Genomic DNA, 20798 nt, shown 5'->3' on the forward strand with positions numbered 1-20798 from the left:
GGGTCAGCCGGTGGGTGCGCCGGCGGCCGGGTTCGCGTAGCAGAGCAAGTGCTGCCGCACGACGTCGGCGACGACCCGCAGATCCCGACCGCGCACGTCGTAGACGCGCACCGCGGCGGCAACCGCGGGGTCGCGGGCCTCGTCGCCGGGAGGTGGCAGCCGGCAGTGGCCGGGCAGGGCGTCGAGCCAGGCGGGGCGGAAATCGGTTCCGGATTCCTGGGGGAACAGGGCTACGTAGCCGATTCGTGATTCGACCAGATCCTGGAAGAAATGCGAGCCGAACGACAGGTCCGGAATCATGCCCGCGCCCAGTTCGGCCACTTCGACCAGCACGGCCACCCGGTTGATATCTGCAAAGCGGATCGGTATGCCGAGCTCCGGGCTGCTGGTGCCCCAGCGGCCGGGACCGATCAACAGCACCGGGTCGGCGTCGCGGTCTGCGACCGCGCGGTTGATCTGTCCGACCAGCCGCGCCACCGCGAAGCGCTGGGGAACGCTCAGTGCGCTGTATCGCGGGCCGTCGATGTGCACGACGCGCGCGATCGGCTGGTCGATGTTTCCGCCCATGAAACGCCCCCGGGTCTCGAACAGCAGGCTGGCCGAGCGGACCCTGTCCGGCAAGGTCACAGCCTGCCCTTCGCCCAGGGTTTGCAGCGGCCGGCACTGGACCAGGTTCACCGAGGGTAGCCCGTCGGCGGCCAGGTGCACCGTGAACTCCACGTCCACCGGGTAAGCATAGGCCCGTTCCAGTTCGCGGAGCAGGCGCCGCATCAGTGGCACGAACGCGGTCTCCCGCAACAGCGGGGTGAACGTGAGCCGCCAGACCGGGCCACCTCCGGGCAGCGTGCGCGAACGTTCGCTGGCCTCTCGGTCGCGCTCTGCCACCCAACGCAGCGGAAGCTCCGCGGCGGCCTGCACCAACTGGCGCAGCGGCAGCGAGCGCGGGCGGTTGTCGAGGATGTCGAGCACGTCGACCGTGTGCTGCGAGTACCGGTAGGTCTCGCTCCGCTCGCGGTACGGGCGCTTGTGCGGCTGATCGAGGGCGACCACGCAGGCATGGTCGCCCTCGATCCGGTCCACCGCGCGGGTGCCCAGCCCCAGCACCAGGCGGAGCATCCCCGCCTCGGGATCCATGTCCGGATCCCATGCGAACGTGTTGCGCGAGACGCCGACTCCGGCGGCGTCCGGGAGATAGTAGCGGCCGTGGTAACGCCCGTTCACGCGCTGCAGCAGCAGCGCCATCGGCTCTTCCATCTGCGCCAGGCCGCGCTGCTGCCGGTAGACCAGCGCGTCCTCGCTCATCGTCGACGCGTAGACTTGGCGGATCGCGTCCTCCAGCTCTTCCAGGCGCCGGTCCGGCGAGCCCTGGTTGACCCGGAAAACGCTTTCGTACTTGCCGGCGAAGGCATTGCCGAAGCCGTCTTCCTGCAGGCTGCTGGAACGCACCAGAATCGGGTACTGGCCGAAATAGTCGAGCATGCGTTCGAGCTCGAGGCGGATCTCGCCCGGAATCTCGCCCCGCAGCATGCCTTCGCGCAGCGAACGGGCCTCGTCGAAATAGCCCTCGGGGCTGCGCTGGCGCATGATCCGCGGCCACCAGCGGTTGTGCACCAGGTAGGAGTAGTAGACGTCCGAACCGAGGAAAAACGAGTCGTGCGGCTCGAGGTGGCGGCCCCAGTATTCGCGGTCCGCGTGCAGCAGCGCCTGCCGCGCGAGCAGCATCCCCACGGCCTTGCCGCCGATGTAGCCGCTGCCGATCATGCGCGCCCGCACCGTAAGCAGGTCTTCCAGCGTCAGGTACCGGCGGGCGAGCTGCAGGATGCGTTCCTCGCGCCCGATCAGCACCGTGAGCAGATGCTCCAGGATCGCGACTCGGCGAACTGGATCGGTGGTCGGCGCGCTGGCCTCGGTCGCCTCGAGGAACATGCGGTCCCAGCAGTCGAGCTGGCGCTGGCTCGCCTGCTGGTGTCGGTGTTCAAGCGCTGCCTGGAGGTGTGTGGCGTCGCTGCTGTCGATCACCGGAACGAAGCATTCGCCCTGCTGCCTGTGCGGGAGAAACATCGTCGGCGACTGGCGGCGCCAGACCTTTACCGGTTGGATATGGCATTCCTCCCGGGCATGGTGCACGTCGATCAGTACCTGCGTGGTCTCGCGGATCCGCGACAGCGTGGTGTGCGAATGGCTCTGGGGCTGGAGTGCGAAGTAGGCGACGGTGTCGAGTTCGTAAAGGTACGGGCAGACCACGCGGAAGAAGTTGCCGACCATGTAATCCGTGGCCCAGGCCGATAGCAGGTCCGACAGGGAGTCGCAGATGTAGAATGCGCCGCGTCCGTGGTCGGTGATCAGTTGGTAGACCTGACGCGTAAACGCCTCGAAACCGCCGGTCGCGTCGACGGTGACGGTCCGGACCCCGGGTCCGGGCAGCACCAGCGGCGCATGCCGGCCGAAGCGCAGGTAGATGATCTGGCGCCGCTGTGCGCTGGCCGCCGCGACGAACGGCTGTACGAAGCGCCGGTAGTCGTCGATGTCGTCGACGCGCCAGACGAGGTTGTCGCCGATGCGCAGCCCGTCGAGCACCGTGTCCAACCCGGCGATCCCGGTGGAAACGATCTCACGGTCGGTGAATCCGGCATTCATCGGCGGGCTCTTGAGCCGGATTCGCGGTGGCGCGCGTTGGTACTGGCGGGAGATTCCATTACCATGCCGCACGCAGGGCACCCGCGAACCCCGCGTGCGGCATGGCCCCTGCGGCAATTTCGGGGGCGTGGCGGAACAGGTAGACGCAGCGGACTTAAAATCCGCTGGCCGCAAGGCCGTGCCGGTTCGATTCCGGCCGCCCCCACCAACCGCTTCGATGACGTCACCGAATTCGGGGTTCGTAACCCGTGCGGTAGGTGCGGTGCGCGGCCAGACGTTCCGGAGCACGATGGGCAGATGCGGAAAGGGCCCGCTTGTTTCGATTCTGCCCAACGTAGCGCCGGCTGTCCGGTTCAGGCTGCTGCTGAGTGATGGCCTCGCAGTGCGGGTACTGCATCACTCGGGATCGCGCACGAGTCTTGCCTCGAAGCGCTGGCGCTTGTGGCGCCAGTTGCTGAAGCCGTTCGCGAAGTGGACGCTCCAGGCATAGTACGCGTCGTAGGCGGCCTCCGAGGAGGACCAGAAGTTCGACGGCGGCGTCTCGGGGAATGCCGTGGGATCGATGGCCGGATTGAACATCCGGTACTCGACCAGCGTCTGCAGTTCGTCCATCGTCGGCAGCCGCCATCCATCCTTGCCGGCGAACTCGGTATTCAGGTCCCTTGCCTGGTCCCAGGTAAAGCGATCGGCACGCCCGCTGCAGCTCTGGCCCGTCCAGGACTGGCCGAGGCTGCAGCGCATCCATTGCAGGCCCGTCTGGTGATCGTGGATCACGGCTCCTTCCGCGATCGGTTCGTAGCGCGAGTCGCCCGGATCGGCCGAGGCCATCAGGGGGGCTGCGAGCAGCAGCGCGACACCCGCGATCAGACGTTTCATTGACATCTCCATTCCTCTCGTATTGTTCTGGTTGCCGGCGGGTCGCATGACATGCCCGTCCGGTCGGGGCGCGCCGACCAGAGACCGGGCACCGGAGCAGGAGCATAGCAAAAGGCGGACGCAACGGGAGCAACGATACGCCGGCAGTCGGGCCGAGGTCCTGCAGGAAATACAGGAAGGTGCCGAACGGATGACGTATCCGCGGGCGCGGGGTGTTTGCCGCGCTCAGGCCGGGCCGGGCGCAGAGACCCCTGAAACAGCCGGCACCGCGCGATCCCGGGCGAGATACAGGTAGACCGCGGGAACCACGAACAGCGTGAACAGCGTGCCGATGGTCATGCCGCTTGCGATCACCAGGCCCATCGCGAACCTCGAGCCGGCACCCGCGCCGCTGGCCAGCAGCAGCGGCACCATCGCGATCACGGTCGCGGCGGTGGTCATCAGGATCGGACGCAGGCGCAGGCTGGCGGCTTCCTCGATCGCCTCGCGCATGGAATGCCCCTTCCTCTGCAACTGGTTCGCGAATTCGACGATCAGGATGCCGTGCTTCGCGATCAGGCCGATCAGGGTGACCAGGCCCACCTGCGTGTAGATGTTCAGCGAGGTGAACCCGAGGCTGATGAACACCAGCGCGCCCGCCACCGACATCGGTACGGTCATCAGCATGATCAGCGGATCGCGGAACGATTCGAACTGTGCCGCGAGCACGAGGTAGATCACGATCAGCGCGAAGAAGAACGTGGCCACGAATTGTGCGCCCTCGGCCTTCAGCTGCCGCGACTGGCCGGCGTAGTCGATGGTGTAGCCGGTGGGCAGCACTTCCGCCGCGATGCCGTCGAGCAGGTCCAGGGCCTCGCCGAGGGTCACGCCGGGGCGCGGCACGCCGGACAGCGTGACCGCATTCAGCTGCTGGAAACGGCGCAGGCTCCGCGGCACCACGGTCTCCTCCAGCGTGACGATATTCGACAGCGGCACCGGTTCGCCGTCCCGGGTGCGGGTGTAGAGTTCACCGAGCTGGTCGGGGTTCAGGCGCTCGCTGCGCTGCACCAGCGGGATCACCCGGTAACTGCGGTTGTCCAGCGCGAAACGGCCGGTAAAGCCGCCCGAGAGCAGCGGTGCCAGGTCGGCGGTCAGCATGGCCATGTCGATGCCCATCTGCGCGGCCTTGTCGCGGTCGATCTTCAGGTCCACCCGCGGCTTGTCGAAGTCGAGGTCCGAGTCCATGAATATGAACCGGCCGCTCGCCATCGCGCGGTCGATGATCTCGTCGGCGAATTCACCGAGGTTCTCCGTCGGACCGGTGGAGCCAATCACCATGCTGACCGGTGCGCCACCGCCTCCGGGGCTCGGCAGCGAGGGCGGTTCGACCGCGAAGATGCTGAGTGCCGGGATCGTGTCGAGGCGCGGCTGTAGATCCTGCTCGAGAATCTCGCCCGTCGAACGCCCGCGCTGGTCCCAGGGCGCCATCACGAAGCCCGCGATCGCCTCGTTGGTGCTGGGCGTGGCGCCGCCGCCGAAACCGTTGACGATGAAGATGTTCCGCAACTCGGGGATCTCGTCCAGGAACCCGTCGATCAGCCGGGTATTGCGCTCGACCAGATCCAGGCCCAGGTAGGCATCGCCCTCCATGACCGAGAACACGAAGCCCTGATCCTCGGGTGGCTCCAGCTCGCTGGAACTCGTGACGAACAGGAAGTAGCAGGATACGAGCACGATCAGGCCGAAGGCGAGCAGCGTGAAGCGCTCGTTCAGCGCGCCGTGTAGCCGGCGCCGGTAGCGCGCCTGCAAAGCGCTGAAGCGCGCGTCGAGCCAGCCCTCGAGTCGGCCACCCGGGCGGCCGCCTTCGTGGCCCTTCAGGATGCGTGACGCCAGCATCGGCGACAGCGTCAGCGCGACGATGCCGGAAATCAGCACCGCGCCGGCCAGGGTGAACGCGAACTCGACGAACAGCGTGCCGGTGAGTCCGCCGACGAAACCGATGGGAAGGAACACCGCGATCAGCGTGGTCGACATCGCGACGATCGGCCAGGCGAGTTCCCGGGCGCCCTGGAGCGCGGCGTCGAACGGGCGCATTCCGTCCTCGATGTGCCGGTGCACGTTCTCGACCATGATGATCGCGTCGTCGACCACGATCCCGATCGCGAGCACCATCGCGAGCAATGTCAACAGGTTGATCGAGAACCCCATCAGCAGCATCAGCAGGAAGGTGCCGATCAGCGACAGGGGAATCGAGACCGCAGGGATCGCGACGCTGCGCAGCGACCCGAGGAAGAGATAGATCACCACCAGCACGATGCTCAGCGCCAGCGCGATGGTCACGATCACCTCTTCGATCGCGCTCTCGATGTAATCGGTGGAGTCGTAGACGATCTCGGCGTTCAGGCCCTCGGGCAGTTGCGGGCGGATGCGCTCGCGGAACGCGTCGCGCACGTCGGCGATCACGTCCAGCGCGTTCGCGTCGGGCGAGAGTTCGATGCCGACGAAGGTCGCATTCTGGGCGTTGAAGCGCACCGAGACGTCGTAGCTCTCGGACCCGAGCTCGACCGTGGCGATATCCTCGAGCCGTACCATCGCACCTTCTTCCTCGCGCACGATCAGGCGCTCGAATTCGTCAGGCCGGGACAGGTCGGTTTCGGCGGTCAGGTCCACCGTGACCAGTTGCCCGCGGGTGCGTCCGACCGCCGCGAGCACGTTGTTCGCCTGCAGCGCCGCCCGGATGTCGCGGCCGGTGACGCCGTAGGCGGCCATGCGGTCGGCATCGAGCCAGATGCGCATCGCGAACGTCTCGCCGCCGAGAATTTCGGCGCGCTGCACACCGGCGATGGTCGACAGCTCGGGTTCCACCACGCGGGTGAGGTAGTCGGTGATCTGGTTGTTCGCGAGCCGGTCGGAGAAGAACGACAGGTACATCGCGGCAATGCTCTCGCCGACGGTGAGTTCCACCACCGGATCCTCGGCTTCGGTCGGCAGGTCGCCGCGGACCTTGTTCACCTGTGCCGCAATCTGGGTCAGGGCCTGGTTGGGGTCATCGTCCAGGCGCAGGTAGGCCTGGATCACACTGATCCCGGGCACGCTGGTCGACACCAGGTAGTCGATGCCCTCGGCAGCCGCGACCTCGCGTTCGATCGGCGTGGTCACGAAGCCCTGGATCAGGTCCGCGTCCGCGCCGATATACGCGGTGCTGACGGTGACGACCGCGTTCTTGACCTCGGGAAACTGACGTACGTTCAGATCGACGATCGCGCGCAGCCCGAGCAGCAGGATGAACAGGCTGACCACGGTGGCCAGCACCGGTTGCCTGATGAAAATATCCGTGAAACGCATGGCGTATCCCGTTGGAATCGTGGGCAGGGGGCGCGTGGGATCAGGCGTTGTCGGGGGCGGGCGCGGCGTCCTCGGTCGGACGTGCCTGCTCGGTGATCTCTACCGGGGTCTCGTTCTGCAGCTTCAGCAGGCCACTGCTCGCGACGCGCTCGCCGGGCTCGAGGCCCCCGGTCACGCGGATCAGGTCGCCCCGGCGTTCGCCGGTCTGAACGAAGCGCTCGCGGGCCCGGAGCAGGCCGTCATCGTCTTCATAAATGACAAAAACGGAATTTCCGAAAGGGTTGAAACGAATGGAAGTTTGTGGAAGGACGATGACCTCCTCCGCGTCACCGGAAGCCAGTGTGACCCGGGCGAACTGGCCCGCGCGCAGCCGGCCTTCCGGATTGGAAACCAGTGCCTGCAACTCGAAGGTCCGGGAGCCCGAACGCACCCGGGGTTCGATGGCGCTGATTCGCCCCTCGAAGGTCTCCGCGAACGCATCGACCTGCAGCCGGATCGGCTGGCCGGCCCGCACCTGGCCCAGGCGCTTTTCGGCCAGCATGAAGTTCACGTAGATCGGGTCTACCGACTCCAGCGCCACGATGCCGTCGCCGGGGGAGACGTATTGCCCCAGGTTCACCCGCCGTATCCCGAGCACCCCGTCGAAGGGCGCCCGCAGGTATTTCTGGTTGATGCGCGCCTGCTGCGCCGCAACCGCGGCCCGCGCCTGTTCGGCCTCGGTCTGCCGGCGCTGCACCTCGGCCTCGGAGATGTTCCGCTCCTGGGCAAGGCGCCGGGCACGCTGGAGTTCCTGCTCGGCAAGGCGTACCGCCGCCTGCAGGCTCGCCAGCTCGGCCCGGTCGGTTTCTGTATCCAGCCGCAGCAGCATCGCTCCTTCCAGGACCTCGGTCCCCGGCTCCAGCAGGATTTCCCGCACGATTCCGCCGACCTCGGTGCTGAGCATCGCGCCCTGTACCGCCTCCAGGGTACCCACTGCGCGGATCTCGGGCGTCCAACGGGCCATCTTCGCCTCGGTGGCGGTAATGGTGGCGGTCGGCATCGGCATACTGTCGAAGAACGCGTCGATCTGGTTGTCGATGAACGCCTTGAACCCGAAGATGCCGCCGAAGACCAGCGTCACTGCGATCAGCATTAGAACGAAGCGTTTGGACATCAGGGACTCCGTGGCAGGTAGACGGCCTGGGTCAATTCGGCGGGGCCGGAGGTTCGGAAACGGGGTTGCGGTCCAGCAGGCCGCGGACCTGCTCGTTGCGCCGGGCAAGGGCATCGGGGTTGTCCAGATCCGCGAGCGGTTGCCAGCCAAGGCCGTTGAGCAGCGCGTGGCTGTGGTAAAGCAGCAGGTCATACGGCTCGCGGACCGCGTACGCCTCGAGCAGTCCGTGGGCATGAATCAACGTGTGCATCCCGGTGTTCAGGCACCACGGCCCCGCGGCGATCTCGACCGGGCGCAGCCAGGGCGGGCGCGGGAGGTCTCCGGTCTCGACGGCTTCCGCGACGATGCGCGCCACGGCCAGGCTGATCGGCGTACCTTCCTCCAGCAGCTGCTGGCGTCGTTCCGGTGACGCGCTGTCCCAGATCACCTCGGTGCTGACGTACTGGATCAGGCGGAAATAGTCCGGGTGGCGCTGGCCGAAATCGATGTCGGTCAGGATCACCGCCAGCATTCGGTCACGCGTGCCGAGGGGGAGCTCCGGAATGCGCGCAAAGGCGGCGGCGCGTCGTTTCATGTCCTGGGTCGCGATCGCCAGCAGCAGATCCTCCTTGGAAGCGAAATGCTGGTACAGCGTGCCGGTCGCGTAGTCGCAGGCGTCCGCCAGCCGCGACATCTGCAGGTTCAGCAGGCCGTCGTGGCGAATCAGATCCTGTGCCGTCTCGATGAACAGCATCTCGCGGGCGGTACGTTCCCGCAGCTTGCGTTCCCGGGTTCCCATTGGGATTGAGTCGTGTCCGAGATTTGAATAGCGTTCAAATGATGCCAGCGCCGCTGCATACTGTCATCCTGTGCATCCGACAGGTGGTATCCGAGACCTGGGGTCGCGATCCCGACCCCGCGGTGGCTTGAGTGCGCGGGTCGGTCGCCCGCGACGAGCCGGGACAGCAGGCCGGCCTTCCTTGCGGCGGCCACTGTCTGCGGCGGTCCGGATGCTCGCGAGCTTCGAGGAGAGCGATGCCATGATGCAGCACGGCTTTTCACGCGGTCGCCGCAGGGCCCTGGCGCTGATGCTCGGGGCTGCATTGGCCCCCTGGGTGGCGGTGGGGGAAGCGCGTCCCGAGCCGCGGATCGGCCTGGCGCTCGGCAGCGGCGGTGCACGCGGGCTGGCACATATTCTGGTGTTCGAGGTGCTGGACATGCTCGAACTGCGGCCGCACCGGATCGCCGGTTCGAGCATCGGCGCGGTGATGGGTTCGCTTTACGCGGCCGGGCTGTCCGCGCAAGACATCCACGATGCGCTCGACCGCGTCACGGTGGCACGCGACGAAAGCTGGTTCCAGGCCCTGCTCGACCGCGAGCTGACACGCTGGCTGCGTTTCGTCGAGCCGGGGTTCGAGCGCGGTGGGCTCGTGAAGGCGGAAGCCTTCACCGAGTTCCTCGCAGAGACCGCCGACGTGACCGCGTTCGAGGAACTGGAGATCCCGCTACGGGTGGTGGCGACGGACTTCTGGGCCCGCGAGATGGTGGTGTTCGAGTCCGGTGCACTGTGGCCGGCGGTACGGGCCAGCATGGCCATGCCCGGCCTGTTCAAGCCCGTAAGCCACCAGGACACGCTGCTGGTCGACGGCGGGTTGACCAACCCGCTGCCGTACGACCTGCTGGGCGACTGCGACCTGGTGATTGCGGTCGATGTGCTGGGCACGCGGACCCCGGACGGTTCCGAGGTCCCATCGTCGCTGGACAGCATATTCAACACCTTCCAGATCATGCAGGCGGCGATCCTGGGCGAGAAACTGCGCAAGTCACCCCCCGATTTCCTGGTGCGCCCCGATATCCAGGACGTGCGCGTGCTCGATTTTCACCGATTCGAGGACATCTTCGAGCAGGCCCGGCCAGCCCGGGATGCGCTGGAGGCGGACCTGCGGCAGTACCTCGACAGGAGGTCGTGAGCCGCTCCCGTGCATCCGGGGCCGGCACTTCGACCCGGCGGGCGTGTCTCAACGCGTACGGGAGGTTCCTGGGACGCTCTCGGCGGCCAGAGGAAGAGGCAATCCGGTGAGACGCATTCGAACCCACTACGACAACTTGCAGGTCCAGGAGAACGCCAGTCCGGAAGTGATTCATGCCGCGTGGAGTTCCCTGATGCGGAAGTGGCACCCGGACAATCACCCGGACCAGCCGCAGCAGGCGGAGCATGTCCGACAGTTGATCGACGAGGCCTACCAGGTCTTGTCCGATCCGCGGCGGCGACGGGATCACGATGCCTGGATTCGGACACAGCGCACGCGGTTCGAAGGTGTCGAACCGACGCCGGTCGGTGTCCAGGCCGGCGTATATGCGCGCGCGGGAAGCGCGCGGCGCTCCGGGCCACTGCGTCTGACCGTGATCACCCTGGGCTGGATCGTGGTGTTCGCGCTGCTCTGGTGGGTATTCGACGACTACCTGGAGCGCAGGGAGTTTCCGAACCGGAACCTCGCCATTGCCGAGGGTGCGAGCACGGAACTGGTGCTGCGCCGGAATCACGTGGGCCAGTACCTGGCTCCGGGCACGATCAACGGCGGGGCCGTGACGTTCCTGCTCGACACGGGCGCGACGCAGGTATCGGTACCCGAGCATCTGGCCGATGACCTGGGGCTGAGGCCCGGCAGCCGCGGCCGGGCGCTGACGGCCAACGGCCCGGTGGATATCCGCCACACGCGCATCCGGGAACTCGGGCTGGGGCCGTTCGTACTGCGCAACGTGTCGGGGCATATCAACCCGGGCATGAGCAGCGATCAGGTACTGCTGGGAATGAGTGTGCTGAAGTACCTGGATTTCGCACAGCAGGAGGGACACCTGATTCTGACGCTGCCGTAGCGCCGGGGTGGCACCCGGTTCGGCCGGAACCCGATGCGGCGGCAGGAAGCGATGTCTGTGGGGAGTGGCGGTTGCACCGCGCCCATGCAGCGTATGCTTTGCTGGTATATTAGTGTTTAATGTAATTCCGATATGAATGGGCGGAAGCATCGGTGACGCGGGCACAGCGCCACCAGCTTCGGCTCAGGGAGTGCAAGCGAGCGGAGATCGCAATTATGCCCAAGGTGACCCTTGAACAGTGGCGCATGCTTAAGGCGGTGGTGGAAGCGGGCGGTTTCGCGAAGGCCGCGGAACGGGTGCACAAGAGCCCGTCCAGCATCAACCACGCGGTCCAGAAGCTGCAGGCGCAGCTCGGCGTCGCGCTACTCGAGGTCCGCGGACGCAAGGCGGAGTTGACCCCTGTGGGCGAGGCACTGCTGCGCCGCGCCGGGCATCTGCTGGACGAGGCCCGGGACATGGAAAGTCTGGCGCTGTCGCTGGCGGCAGGGATCGAGTCGGTGATCGAGCTCGCGGTCGATCAGGTCGTGCCGCAGCCTGCGGTGATCGAGGCGCTGGAACGGTTCGCGACGGAGTTCCCCGGTACGCGTGTTCAGGTCCACGAAACCATGCTCGATGGAGGTCCCGAACTGCTGCGATCCGGCCGGGTAGATCTGTGGGTCGGTGCGGACATTCCGTCCGACCTTCCAGGAGAACCGCTGGGTCAGACCCGGATGATCTGTGTGGCCCATCCCGCGCATTCGCTGGCCCAGGAAGGCCGGATATTCACGCTGCGGGATCTCCGGTCATTGCGCGAGGTGACCGTGCGCGATTCCAGAGACATTGGTGCGGCCGAACTGGACATGTCGAGGACGGAGCAGTGCTGGACGGTTGGCCACATGACCACGGCCCTGCATATCGTTCAGGCGGGTTTCGCGTTCGCCTGGCTGCCCGAGTGCCTCGTCCGGCAGGCGCTGGACCAGGGCAGCCTGGTGGCCGTCGCGCTCGAGGCCGGGTCCGCCCGTGTGCTCCCGTTCTCGCTGGTGTTCGCGGATCGTGATCGGGCGGGCACCGCCACGCGCAGGTTGGGGGTGGCGCTGTGCTCGGTATTCGCGGAACGCTCGCCCGAGGCCGAGGCGTTTCCCGACTGGTGGTCGTTGGCGCGCTGCGGATCCCGGCCGGAACTGTAACCCCTGCACGGCGCGCATCCCGCCAAGTTCTGGAAGGGGAATCCATGTCGCCCCGAGTTGGGTACACTCTGGGGACACGGCAGCGGAGCGGGTCATGTGTGGGATTGCGGGTGAGTTCGTCTGGGGCGACCGGCGCGCGGACGTGGATGCGGTCGCGCGGATGCTGCCCGCGCTGGCACGGCGGGGGCCGGATGCGGACGGTGTCTGGGCCGCGGGCCGGGTGGCGCTGGGGCACCGCCGGCTATCCATCCTGGATCTCTCGCAGCGTGCGCACCAGCCGATGTTCGACCCCGCAACCGGGCTCGCGCTGGTGTTCAACGGCGCGATCTACAATTTCCGTACGCTGCGCGCCGAACTGGAACGGCGCGGGCACCGCTTCTTCTCCACCGGCGATACCGAGACCATCCTTCGGGGCTACGCGGAGTGGGGCGAGGCGGTGGTGGGCCGGCTGCACGGCATGTTCGCTTTCGCGCTGTTCGATTCCAGAAGCCAGAAGCTGCTGGTCGCGCGTGACCGCATGGGGATCAAGCCGCTCTACGTTGCGCGCTCGGACCACGGGATCCGGTTCGCTTCGAATACCCGGGCACTGCTGGACAGCGGAGGTGTCGATACCGCGCTGGATCCCGAGGCGCTGCATCTGCTGTTCTCGCTGCATGCGGTGGTACCCGCGCCGCGCACCGTGCTACGCGGGATCCGCAAGCTGCAGCCGGGGCATTACCTGCTGATCGAGGCCGACGGCCACGAACACCTGGAATGCTACTGGCGGCTCTGTGCGCGGCGCCCGGAACAGGGGGTCGACGACGACGAATGGCGCGAACGCATCGAGGCCGGGCTGCGCCGGGCGGTCCGGCGGCGGCTGGAGGTGGCCGACGTGCCGGTGGGTGTACTGCTTTCGGGCGGACTCGACTCCAGCCTGCTGGTCGCGCTGGCGACCGAGGAGGGGGCGCAGAACCTGCGTACCTTCACCGTGGGCTTCGAGGATCAGCCGGAGGAGAAGGGCTCCGAGTTCGAGTATTCGGACCCGGTGGCCGAGCGCTATGCGACCGACCACCAGCGCACGCTGATTCCGAACAGCGAGGTGCTCCGCCGCTTGCCCGAGGCGGTGGCGGCGATGTCCGAGCCGATGTTCGGGCAGGATGCGGTGGCGTTCTACCTGCTCGCGGAGCAGGTCTCCCAGCACGTGAAGGTCGTGCAGTCGGGCCAGGGTGCGGACGAGGTGTTCGGGGGGTACTTCTGGTACCCGAAAATGGCCGAGGAGCGTTCGGGCGGCTGGACCGAGCGCTTTCGTAAACACTATTTCGACCGCGACGACCCGGAGATGCGCGAACTGCTCGCCCGGCCGCCGCAGGGCGACGTGACCGGCGACTGGCTGCACGCCGAACTGGCTGCACTGGAGACCGATCGCGCCGACAGCTTCATCGACGCGGTGCTGGCGCTCGATGTGACCACGCTGATCGTCGACGATCCGGTGAAGCGGGTCGACAACATGACCATGGCCTTCGGGCTCGAGGCCCGGGTGCCGTTCCTGGACCACGAACTGGTCGAGACCGCGGCAGCGATGCCGCCGCACCTGAAGCTCGGGGACGGTGGCAAGAAGGTACTGAAGCAGATCGCGCGTGGGCGGTTGCCGGACGCGGTGCTGGACCGGCCGAAGGGCTACTTCCCGGTGCCTGCGCTGAAGTACGTGCGCGGCGAGTTCCTGGAGTTCATGCGCGATATCCTCGGTTCGCAGGCGGCACGCGAGCGCGGCATCTACCGACCAGGTTACGTGCAGCGCCTGCTCGACGCGCCCGACCAGCACTTCACGCGCATCCAGGGATCCAAGCTCTGGCATCTGGCGCTGCTCGAGTTCTGGCTGCAGACCCAGGTGGATACCGCCTGATACCGGGTGAACCGGCCGCCCGCCCGGTGCCACGGGTCAGCTCCCGGCACCTGTGTCGGGAGCGATTCATCCCGGCCGCGATCCGGACCGCCGGCCCCGGGCGTTTCCTGCGAGCATCCGTTGGCACGGATGCCGTTCCGTGCTCCGCGCGGGGAGCAGCCGTCACCCGCTCCCGCGTTCGTTGAGCCACGCCGTATTCGGGAGCATACTGCCAGAGGCCCGGGGGGCTGTCCGCCCCGGGCAGTGGGGCACGATTCGCGGACGCTGCCGGTGCCCGGAAGCGTCCGCGGTGTGATGCCTTTGGATTCGTGCCCCTATTGTCAGGACAGACGAGTCGAGGAGGTCGTATGGAAGAGCAACCGATCGGGTGCGCCCGGGTGTCGGGCTCGGTGTCCGATTCCCCGCTTCCCGAAGCGGGTGATCCAGCCGAATCCATCCCATCACAGGAGGCAACGAGAATGACTGCACGAGTCGGGCAGAAGGCCCCGGATTTCACCGCGCCGGCGTTTTACCAGGGCGGTTTTACGAACGTCAAGCTGTCGGATTTTTCCGGCAAGTGGGTGCTGCTCTGTTTCTACCCGGGTGATTTTACGTTTGTCTGAGCCACTGAGGTGTCGGCGGTCGCCGCGCAATATCAGGCATTGCAGGATCTGGGTGTTGAAGTCATTGCAGTCAGCGTGGACAGTCACTTCGTCCACAAGATCTGGAACGAACATGAATTGAGCAAGATGGTGGATGGGGGCATCCCGTTCCACATGGCGTCCGACCAGGCAGGGGATGTCGGACGTGCCTACGGCGTTTGGGACGAATCCCAGGGCATCGAGCTGCGGGGCCGTTTCATCATCGACCCCGACGGCGTGATTCAGGCGATGGAGGTGCTCACTCCCCCCGTCGGCCGTAAGCTCGCCGAGACGGTGCGCCAGGTGCAGGCCTACCAGGTCGTTCGTGCATCCGGCGGCAAGGAAGCGACGCCGGCGGGCTGGGAGCCCGGTAAGCCGACCCTGAAACCGGGGCCCGACCTGGTGGGCAGGGTCTGGGAGGTCTGGAATCCCTCGATGGAATGATCGGGAACCGAGTCCCCGCCGGGTCACGGGACGCAGTTGACCCGTGCCCGGCGGGGTAACGTGACGGAACCGCACGTTCGCGCCTCTCGGGTCGGTAGGCGTAAGGCAGTGTCGTCCGCGGTTCGGTATTCGCACCGTCCCGGCGCTCGGGGCAACCCCGGCGTGGGAACAGCGGATGACGGCCTTCGGCCTTTTCCGCCCTACGCCTCTTTCATCATCGGGGGTGGCTGCCCGCGCCATGACAGTTAGCGTGAAAATACGCCGCCCTAGAATCGTATGTCTCTGATTTATAATCGTATTTTCATCCTTCGGGGTGCCTCGCGGCCGAGGGCATGACAGTTAGCGTGAAAATGCAGCCACGGAAGGACACGGAAATCACGGAAGATGAGACGGATCCAACCCCTTGTCCGTGTCTTTCCGTGCTTTCCGTGGCTCGTCTTTTCATCTTGCGGGGTGGCCGCTGGCCATGAAAGTTAGCGTGAAAATACAGCCACGGAAGAACACGGACAACACGGAAAATGACAGGTATTCAATATCTTGCTCAATTTCCGCGTGCTTCCGTGTCCGATTTTCATCCTTCGGGGTGCCTCACCCCCGAAGACATGATCGTTGGCGTGAAAATCCAGCCACGGAAGGACACGGAAATCACGGAAGATGAAACGGATCGAATCCTTTTTCCGTGTCTGTCCGTGCTTTCCGTGGCCCGCCTTTTCATCTTGCAGGGTGGCCGCTGGCCATGAAGCTTAGCCCGGCACGTAGCTGAGGGGCAGGGCCGTGCGGTCAACCACGCGGCGCAGCACGAAGCTCGAGTGTACGCTGCTGACTCCGTCCAGCCGGGTGATCCGTCGCAGCAGGAAGTCCTGGTAGGCATCCATGTCGGGGACCACCACCTGCAACAGGTAGTCGGCTGTCTGCCCGGTGATCAGGAAACAATGCTGGACCTCGGGGTAGGTCGTGACCCTCTCCTCGAAGGCGGCAAAGCGTTCCGGCGTGTGGCGGTCCATGCCGATATGGATCAGCGCGGTGAGCTCCAGCCCCAGGCGCTTCGGATCCAGCAGCGCCACCCGACCGATGATGATGCCCGCTTCCTCAAGTGCCCGCACCCGCCGCAGACAGGGGGACGGGCTCAGGCCCACGCGTTCCGCGAGTTCCTGGTTCGACAGGCCGGCGTCCTGCTGCAGGGCTTCCAGGATCCGGCGATCGGTGCGATCCAGCGTGTGCGGTCTGGGATTTCGAGGAGGGGTAGACATGAAATGTCGCCATTGAAATTATCTCCGCAATATTATGCCGGAATGGCTCGCTGCGTGGAGAAAATGGACAACCGATTGCGCGCGCAATCGAATATTATGGTTCGCGAACAGGAACTGACGGTGCTGGCTCGGTAGCTTTCACGCTCGAGATGCCGCCAGCGGTCTACGACATCAAGAGGAATCGCCATGAACCGACCGGATTTCGACCATCGCAAGTATGCACCTGCCCCCGGGATCGCGAAGCCGGACAGGCGCTGGCCGGACCGGCGCATCGTGCGTGCGCCGATCTTCGCCAGCGTCGACCTGCGCGACGGCAATCAGGCATTGGAGCGGCCGATGTCGGTGGAGCAGAAGCTCCGGTTCTTCGATCTGCTGGTCGCGATCGGCCTCACCGAGATCGAAGTCGGCTTCCCTTCCGCCTCGCAGCCGGACTTCGCGTTCACCCGGCGTTTGATCGAGGAGGGGCGGATCCCGGAAGGGGTGATGATCCAGGTGCTGACCCAGGCGCGCGAGGATCTGATCCGGCGCACCTTCGAGGCGCTGGAAGGTGTGCCCCGTGCGATCGTGCATGTGTACAACTCGACCAGCCCGGCGCAGCGTGAACAGGTGTTCGGGCTGGACCGGGAGGGGGTCCGGAAAATCGCCGAGAGCGGCGCGCGCTGGGTGCGCGACATCGCGGCCGAATATCCCGGCACCGACTGGACCTTCCAGTACTCGCCCGAGAGCTACTCGGCGACCGAACCCGACTACGCAGTCGAGGTGGTCGATGCGGTGAACGCGATCTGGCGGCCCGATCGGGGCCAGAAAGTGATCATCAACCTGCCGGCGACGGTCGAGGTCACGACACCCAACGTATTCGCCGACCAGGTCGAATGGTTTTGCGATCATGTGCGGATGCGCGATGATTTCGTACTGTCGCTGCACACGCACAACGACCGGGGTACCGGGGTGGCCGCCGCGGAGCTGGGCCTGCTGGCCGGTGCCGACCGGCTGGAGGGTACGCTGTTCGGCAACGGCGAGCGGACGGGCAACATGGACATGATCACCGTGGCCATGAACCTGTACTCCCAGGGGGTGGATCCCACGGTGGACCTGTCCGACATGGAGGCGATCAAGGCGGTCTACCGGGAGTGTACCGCGCTGCCGGTGCACCCGCGCCATCCCTGGACCGGCGAGCTCGTCTACACGGCGTTTTCCGGCAGCCACCAGGACGCGATTCGGAAGGGGATGGCCCACCGGCAACGGTGGGGCGGGCCCTGGGAGGTACCCTACCTGCCGATCGACCCGCGCGATCTGGGGCGCGAGTACGAGGCGGTGGTACGCATCAACAGCCAGTCGGGAAAGGGTGGCGTCGCGCACGTACTGGAGCGCGATCACGGCATCACCCTTCCGCGATGGCTGGCGACGGAATTCGCCCGTGCGGTGCAGGCCCAGGCCGAGGAGAGCGGGGCCGAGGTCAATTCCCGTTCGGTGCGTGCGCTGTTCGAACGCCAGTACCTGGAGACGCCCGCGTCCTGGAGCCTGACGGGGTACCGGCTGTACCGTCAGGGCGCGCAGGTCGAGATCGATGTCCAGTTGGCGCAGCACGGCGTGGTGCAAAGGCTCACGGCCCGCGGTGACGGCGTCGTGTCCGCGCTGGTCGTGGCGCTGGAACGCCAGTACGGAGTGCGGATCGAGGTGGTCGAGTTCGACGAGCATGCGCTGGAACACAGCACCGGCGCCCAGGCGCTGGCGGCGGTCGCGCTGACCGTGGACGGCGAGCGCGCGGCGGGTGCCGCGATCGCCGAGGACAGCGCCGGCGCCGCGGTCCAGGCGGTGCTGACCGCCCTGTCCCGCGCGGGAGTCGCTGCAGGTGTCGACGTCGACGTGGTGCCCGCCACCGCGACCTGACCCCCCAGGGTCGGTACCTCGCCGCCCCCCCTTTGCCGGAGAGTGGGTGGGGCGGGTGCACCGCGCGCAGGCTGCGCGCGGACCCCTCGCCAAACCGCTCCCCGTGCCGAGGGAGGGGTATTCCTGGATGCGCTGCGGCCATACGACCGCGTGGCACGTTATCATACGAAGTTCGATGCTCGCTGGAGAAACCATGTCCGGTCAGACGCTGTACGACAAACTGTGGCAGGCGCATGTCGTCCACGAGGAAGGGGACGGCACCGCGCTGCTGTATATCGATCGCCATCTGGTGCACGAGGTCACGTCGCCGCAGGCCTTCGAGGGTCTGCGGCTGGCCGGGCGCAAACTCTGGCGTTCGGACTCGGTTCTGGCGGTGCCGGATCACAATGTCCCGACCGAGCACCGGGATGCCGGTATCGCCGATCCGGTCTCCCGGACCCAGGTCGAGACACTGGAACGCAACGTGGGCGAGTTCGGGTTGAAGTTCTTCCCGATGCGCGACCTGCGACAGGGGATCGTGCACGTGATCGGTCCGGAGCAGGGCGCGACGCTGCCGGGGATGACCGTGGTCTGCGGCGATTCGCACACCTCCACCCATGGCGCTCTGGGCGCGCTGGCTTTCGGGATCGGCACCTCCGAGGTGGAACACGTGCTGGCAACCCAGTGCCTGTGGCAGAAAAAGTCGAAAAGCATGCTGGTTCGCGTCGACGGCGAGCTGCGGCCGGGTGTGACCGCGAAGGACGTGGTATTGGCCATCATTGGAACGATCGGAACCGCAGGTGGCACCGGCTATGCGATCGAGTTCGGCGGGTCCGCGATCCGCAGCCTGTCGGTCGAAGGACGCATGACCGTGTGCAACATGGCGATCGAAGCCGGCGCACGGGCCGGGATGGTCGCGGTCGACGAGAAGACCATCGAGTACGTACGCGGTCGGCCGCAGGCACCCGCGGGCGAATTGTTCGAACGGGCGGCCGATGTCTGGCGGCAGCTGGTCAGTGACCCGGACGCGCGGTTCGACCGGGTGGTGGTACTGGATGCCGCGGCGATCGAGCCGCAGGTCAGTTGGGGCACCTCACCGGAGATGGTCGTGCCGGTGTCCGGAAATGTGCCCGACCCGGCACTGGAAAAGGATCCGGTGCGTGCCGAAGGTATGCGCAAGGCGCTGAAGTATATGGGGCTGGAGCCCGGGATTCCGGTCGACGGGATCCGCCCCGACAAGGTTTTCATCGGCTCCTGCACCAATTCGCGGATCGAGGATCTGCGCGAGGCCGCGACGGTGGTGCGCGGCCGGCGCAAGGCCGACAGTATCAAGCTCGCGATGGTCGTGCCGGGGTCCGGGCTGGTCAAGCAGCAGGCCGAGGCCGAGGGGCTCGACCAGGTGTTTCTGGACGCGGGTTTCGAATGGAGGGAACCGGGCTGTTCGATGTGCCTGGCGATGAACGCGGACCGGCTGGAACCGGGCGAGCGCTGCGCCTCCACCTCGAATCGCAATTTCGAGGGCAGGCAGGGGCAGGGTGGGCGCACACACCTGGTCAGCCCCGCGCTGGCGGCTGCCGCTGCAGTCGCCGGGCATTTCATCGACCCTGCGCGACTGGAGAACTGAACCATGCAACCATTTACCGTGCACAGCGGCATCGCAGCCCCGCTGGACCGCGCCAACGTCGATACCGACGCAATCATTCCGAAGCAGTACCTGAAATCGATCAAGCGCACCGGCTTCGGCCCCAATGCCTTCGACGACTGGCGCTATCTGGATCCGGGCGAGCCCGATTCCGACCATGCGCGGCGGCGCCCGAACCCGGAATTCGTGCTGAACCAGGATCCGTTCAATCGCGCGACCATCCTGCTGGCTCGCGAGAATTTCGGGTGCGGTTCGTCGCGGGAGCATGCGGTCTGGGCATTGACCGACTTCGGGTTTCGCGCGGTGATTGCGCCGTCGTTCGCGGACATCTTCTTCAATAACAGCTTCAAAAATGGACTGCTTCCCGTTGTTTTACAAGAGGGAGAAGTCGATGAGCTGTTTCGACGTGTGCAGTCCGAGCCGGGTCTGCAGCTCGAGGTCGACCTGCGGGCGCAGCAGGTCCGGGTGCCGGAGGGGCCGGTGTTCCACTTCGAGATCGACGAGAATCGTCGCCACCGGCTGCTCAAAGGTCTGGACGACATCGCGCTGACCCTGCAGCATGCGGACAGGATTCGCGCCTACGAGGCGCGCCGGCGCGAGGAAGCACCGTGGCTGATGCCCCGTTGACGTCAAGGGAAGTGCTGAACAAAGGGTCCTGTCATTGCGAGCGAAGCGCGACATTAATGCGCGCAGCGCATTGAACAGCCGAAGGCTGGCCCGCAGGGTGAGCGCAGCGAATAATGCAGGCGGCGTGGGGAGGACTGACGCCGTTTGGATCGCCACGTCCCGCCACGCTTCGCTCGCGGCTAAAGGCTTCGCTCCTCGCGATGACGATTTAATCAGCACTTCCCAAGAGGCTGCCACGGCAGGACACGGATCACGCGTAAAATGACGGGCGTTCAATGCCTCGTCAGTGGATTGCCGTGTGTTTCCGTGGCTTGTTTTCATCCTTCAGCGTGTCGGGGGTGGGGCAAGCGCCTCGGGGCCACTGTGGGGATACCCCGAGGCGCTCTCGATGCGGCATGTGGGGTGGTGTCCGCGCGGGACGGGTTGACGCACGGACCCGTTGTGATGCGTTT

14 protein-coding genes and 1 tRNA gene are annotated in these 20798 nt (G+C 66.3%); 9 read left to right on the forward strand and 6 right to left on the reverse strand.

All coding sequences use genetic code 11. From position 1 onward, the window contains the following. Positions 1 to 3 precede the first annotated feature (3 nt). Positions 4 to 2637, reverse strand: a complete 2634-nt coding sequence (locus tag TVNIR_RS05570; protein ID WP_043739424.1) for a PEP/pyruvate-binding domain-containing protein — start codon at positions 2635 to 2637, stop codon at positions 4 to 6. Between the two features lie 121 nt (positions 2638 to 2758). Here TVNIR_RS05570 and TVNIR_RS05575 point away from each other — a divergent pair. Next, a tRNA-Leu gene (locus TVNIR_RS05575) sits at positions 2759 to 2845 on the forward strand. A 188-nt stretch (positions 2846 to 3033) separates the two neighbouring features. On the opposite strand, the gene TVNIR_RS05580 is transcribed toward TVNIR_RS05575, so the two are convergent. The 4 genes from TVNIR_RS05580 to TVNIR_RS05595 form a co-directional block, all read right to left on the reverse strand. Beyond that, positions 3034 to 3519: an Lcl C-terminal domain-containing protein gene (locus TVNIR_RS05580; RefSeq protein ID WP_237251760.1), complete on the reverse strand. Its 486-nt coding sequence runs from the start codon at positions 3517 to 3519 to the stop codon at positions 3034 to 3036. 219 nt (positions 3520 to 3738) lie between these two features. After that, a complete protein-coding gene (locus tag TVNIR_RS05585) occupies positions 3739 to 6837 on the reverse strand; it encodes an efflux RND transporter permease subunit (RefSeq protein WP_015258011.1) in 3099 nt (1032 codons plus the stop codon). Between the two features lie 40 nt (positions 6838 to 6877). Next, on the reverse strand, positions 6878 to 7990 hold the full coding sequence (locus tag TVNIR_RS05590; RefSeq protein ID WP_015258012.1) for an efflux RND transporter periplasmic adaptor subunit: 1113 nt from the start codon (positions 7988 to 7990) through the stop codon (positions 6878 to 6880). Positions 7991 to 8021: 31 nt separating this feature from the next. Next, positions 8022 to 8768 (reverse strand): TetR/AcrR family transcriptional regulator, encoded by a 747-nt coding sequence (locus TVNIR_RS05595; RefSeq protein WP_015258013.1) that lies wholly within the window; start codon positions 8766 to 8768, stop codon positions 8022 to 8024. 211 nt (positions 8769 to 8979) lie between these two features. Between TVNIR_RS05595 and TVNIR_RS05600 the strand changes: the two genes are divergently transcribed. The 5 genes from TVNIR_RS05600 (at position 8980) to prxU (ending at position 14958) form a co-directional block, all read left to right on the forward strand. Further along, a complete protein-coding gene (locus TVNIR_RS05600) occupies positions 8980 to 9939 on the forward strand; it encodes a patatin-like phospholipase family protein (protein WP_015258014.1) in 960 nt (319 codons plus the stop codon). Positions 9940 to 10045: 106 nt separating this feature from the next. Further along, positions 10046 to 10846 (forward strand): TIGR02281 family clan AA aspartic protease, encoded by an 801-nt coding sequence (locus TVNIR_RS18880; protein ID WP_015258015.1) that lies wholly within the window; start codon positions 10046 to 10048, stop codon positions 10844 to 10846. Between the two features lie 215 nt (positions 10847 to 11061). Beyond that, on the forward strand, positions 11062 to 12012 hold the full coding sequence (locus tag TVNIR_RS05610) for a LysR family transcriptional regulator (RefSeq protein WP_015258016.1): 951 nt from the start codon (positions 11062 to 11064) through the stop codon (positions 12010 to 12012). Positions 12013 to 12106: 94 nt separating this feature from the next. After that, positions 12107 to 13894 (forward strand): N-acetylglutaminylglutamine amidotransferase, encoded by a 1788-nt coding sequence (locus TVNIR_RS05615; RefSeq protein ID WP_015258017.1) that lies wholly within the window; start codon positions 12107 to 12109, stop codon positions 13892 to 13894. Positions 13895 to 14241: 347 nt separating this feature from the next. Next, positions 14242 to 14958 (forward strand): thioredoxin-dependent peroxiredoxin, encoded by a 717-nt coding sequence (gene prxU / locus TVNIR_RS05625; protein ID WP_248843767.1) that lies wholly within the window; start codon positions 14242 to 14244, stop codon positions 14956 to 14958. Between the two features lie 743 nt (positions 14959 to 15701). Here prxU and TVNIR_RS05630 read toward each other — a convergent pair. Next, positions 15702 to 16208 carry an Lrp/AsnC family transcriptional regulator gene (locus TVNIR_RS05630; RefSeq protein ID WP_015258019.1) on the reverse strand — a complete coding sequence of 169 codons (507 nt, stop codon included), beginning with the start codon at positions 16206 to 16208 and terminating at the stop codon, positions 15702 to 15704. Positions 16209 to 16394: 186 nt separating this feature from the next. Here TVNIR_RS05630 and TVNIR_RS05635 point away from each other — a divergent pair, with 186 nt between their 5' ends. From TVNIR_RS05635 to leuD, 3 genes are all read left to right on the forward strand, one after another. Beyond that, complete coding sequence (locus tag TVNIR_RS05635) at positions 16395 to 18098, forward strand: 2-isopropylmalate synthase (protein ID WP_015258021.1); 1704 nt, start codon at positions 16395 to 16397, stop codon at positions 18096 to 18098. A gap of 193 nt (positions 18099 to 18291) precedes the next feature. Then, a complete protein-coding gene (gene leuC / locus TVNIR_RS05640) occupies positions 18292 to 19701 on the forward strand; it encodes a 3-isopropylmalate dehydratase large subunit (RefSeq protein WP_015258022.1) in 1410 nt (469 codons plus the stop codon). 3 nt (positions 19702 to 19704) lie between these two features. Beyond that, positions 19705 to 20346, forward strand: coding sequence for a 3-isopropylmalate dehydratase small subunit (gene leuD, locus TVNIR_RS05645; protein WP_015258023.1), 642 nt, complete (start codon positions 19705 to 19707; stop codon positions 20344 to 20346). The last annotated feature ends 452 nt before the right edge of the window (positions 20347 to 20798 follow it).

Origin of the sequence: Thioalkalivibrio nitratireducens DSM 14787 (genome assembly GCF_000321415.2) — a bacterium.
In the GTDB taxonomy this organism is placed as follows: domain Bacteria; phylum Pseudomonadota; class Gammaproteobacteria; order Ectothiorhodospirales; family Ectothiorhodospiraceae; genus Thioalkalivibrio; species Thioalkalivibrio nitratireducens.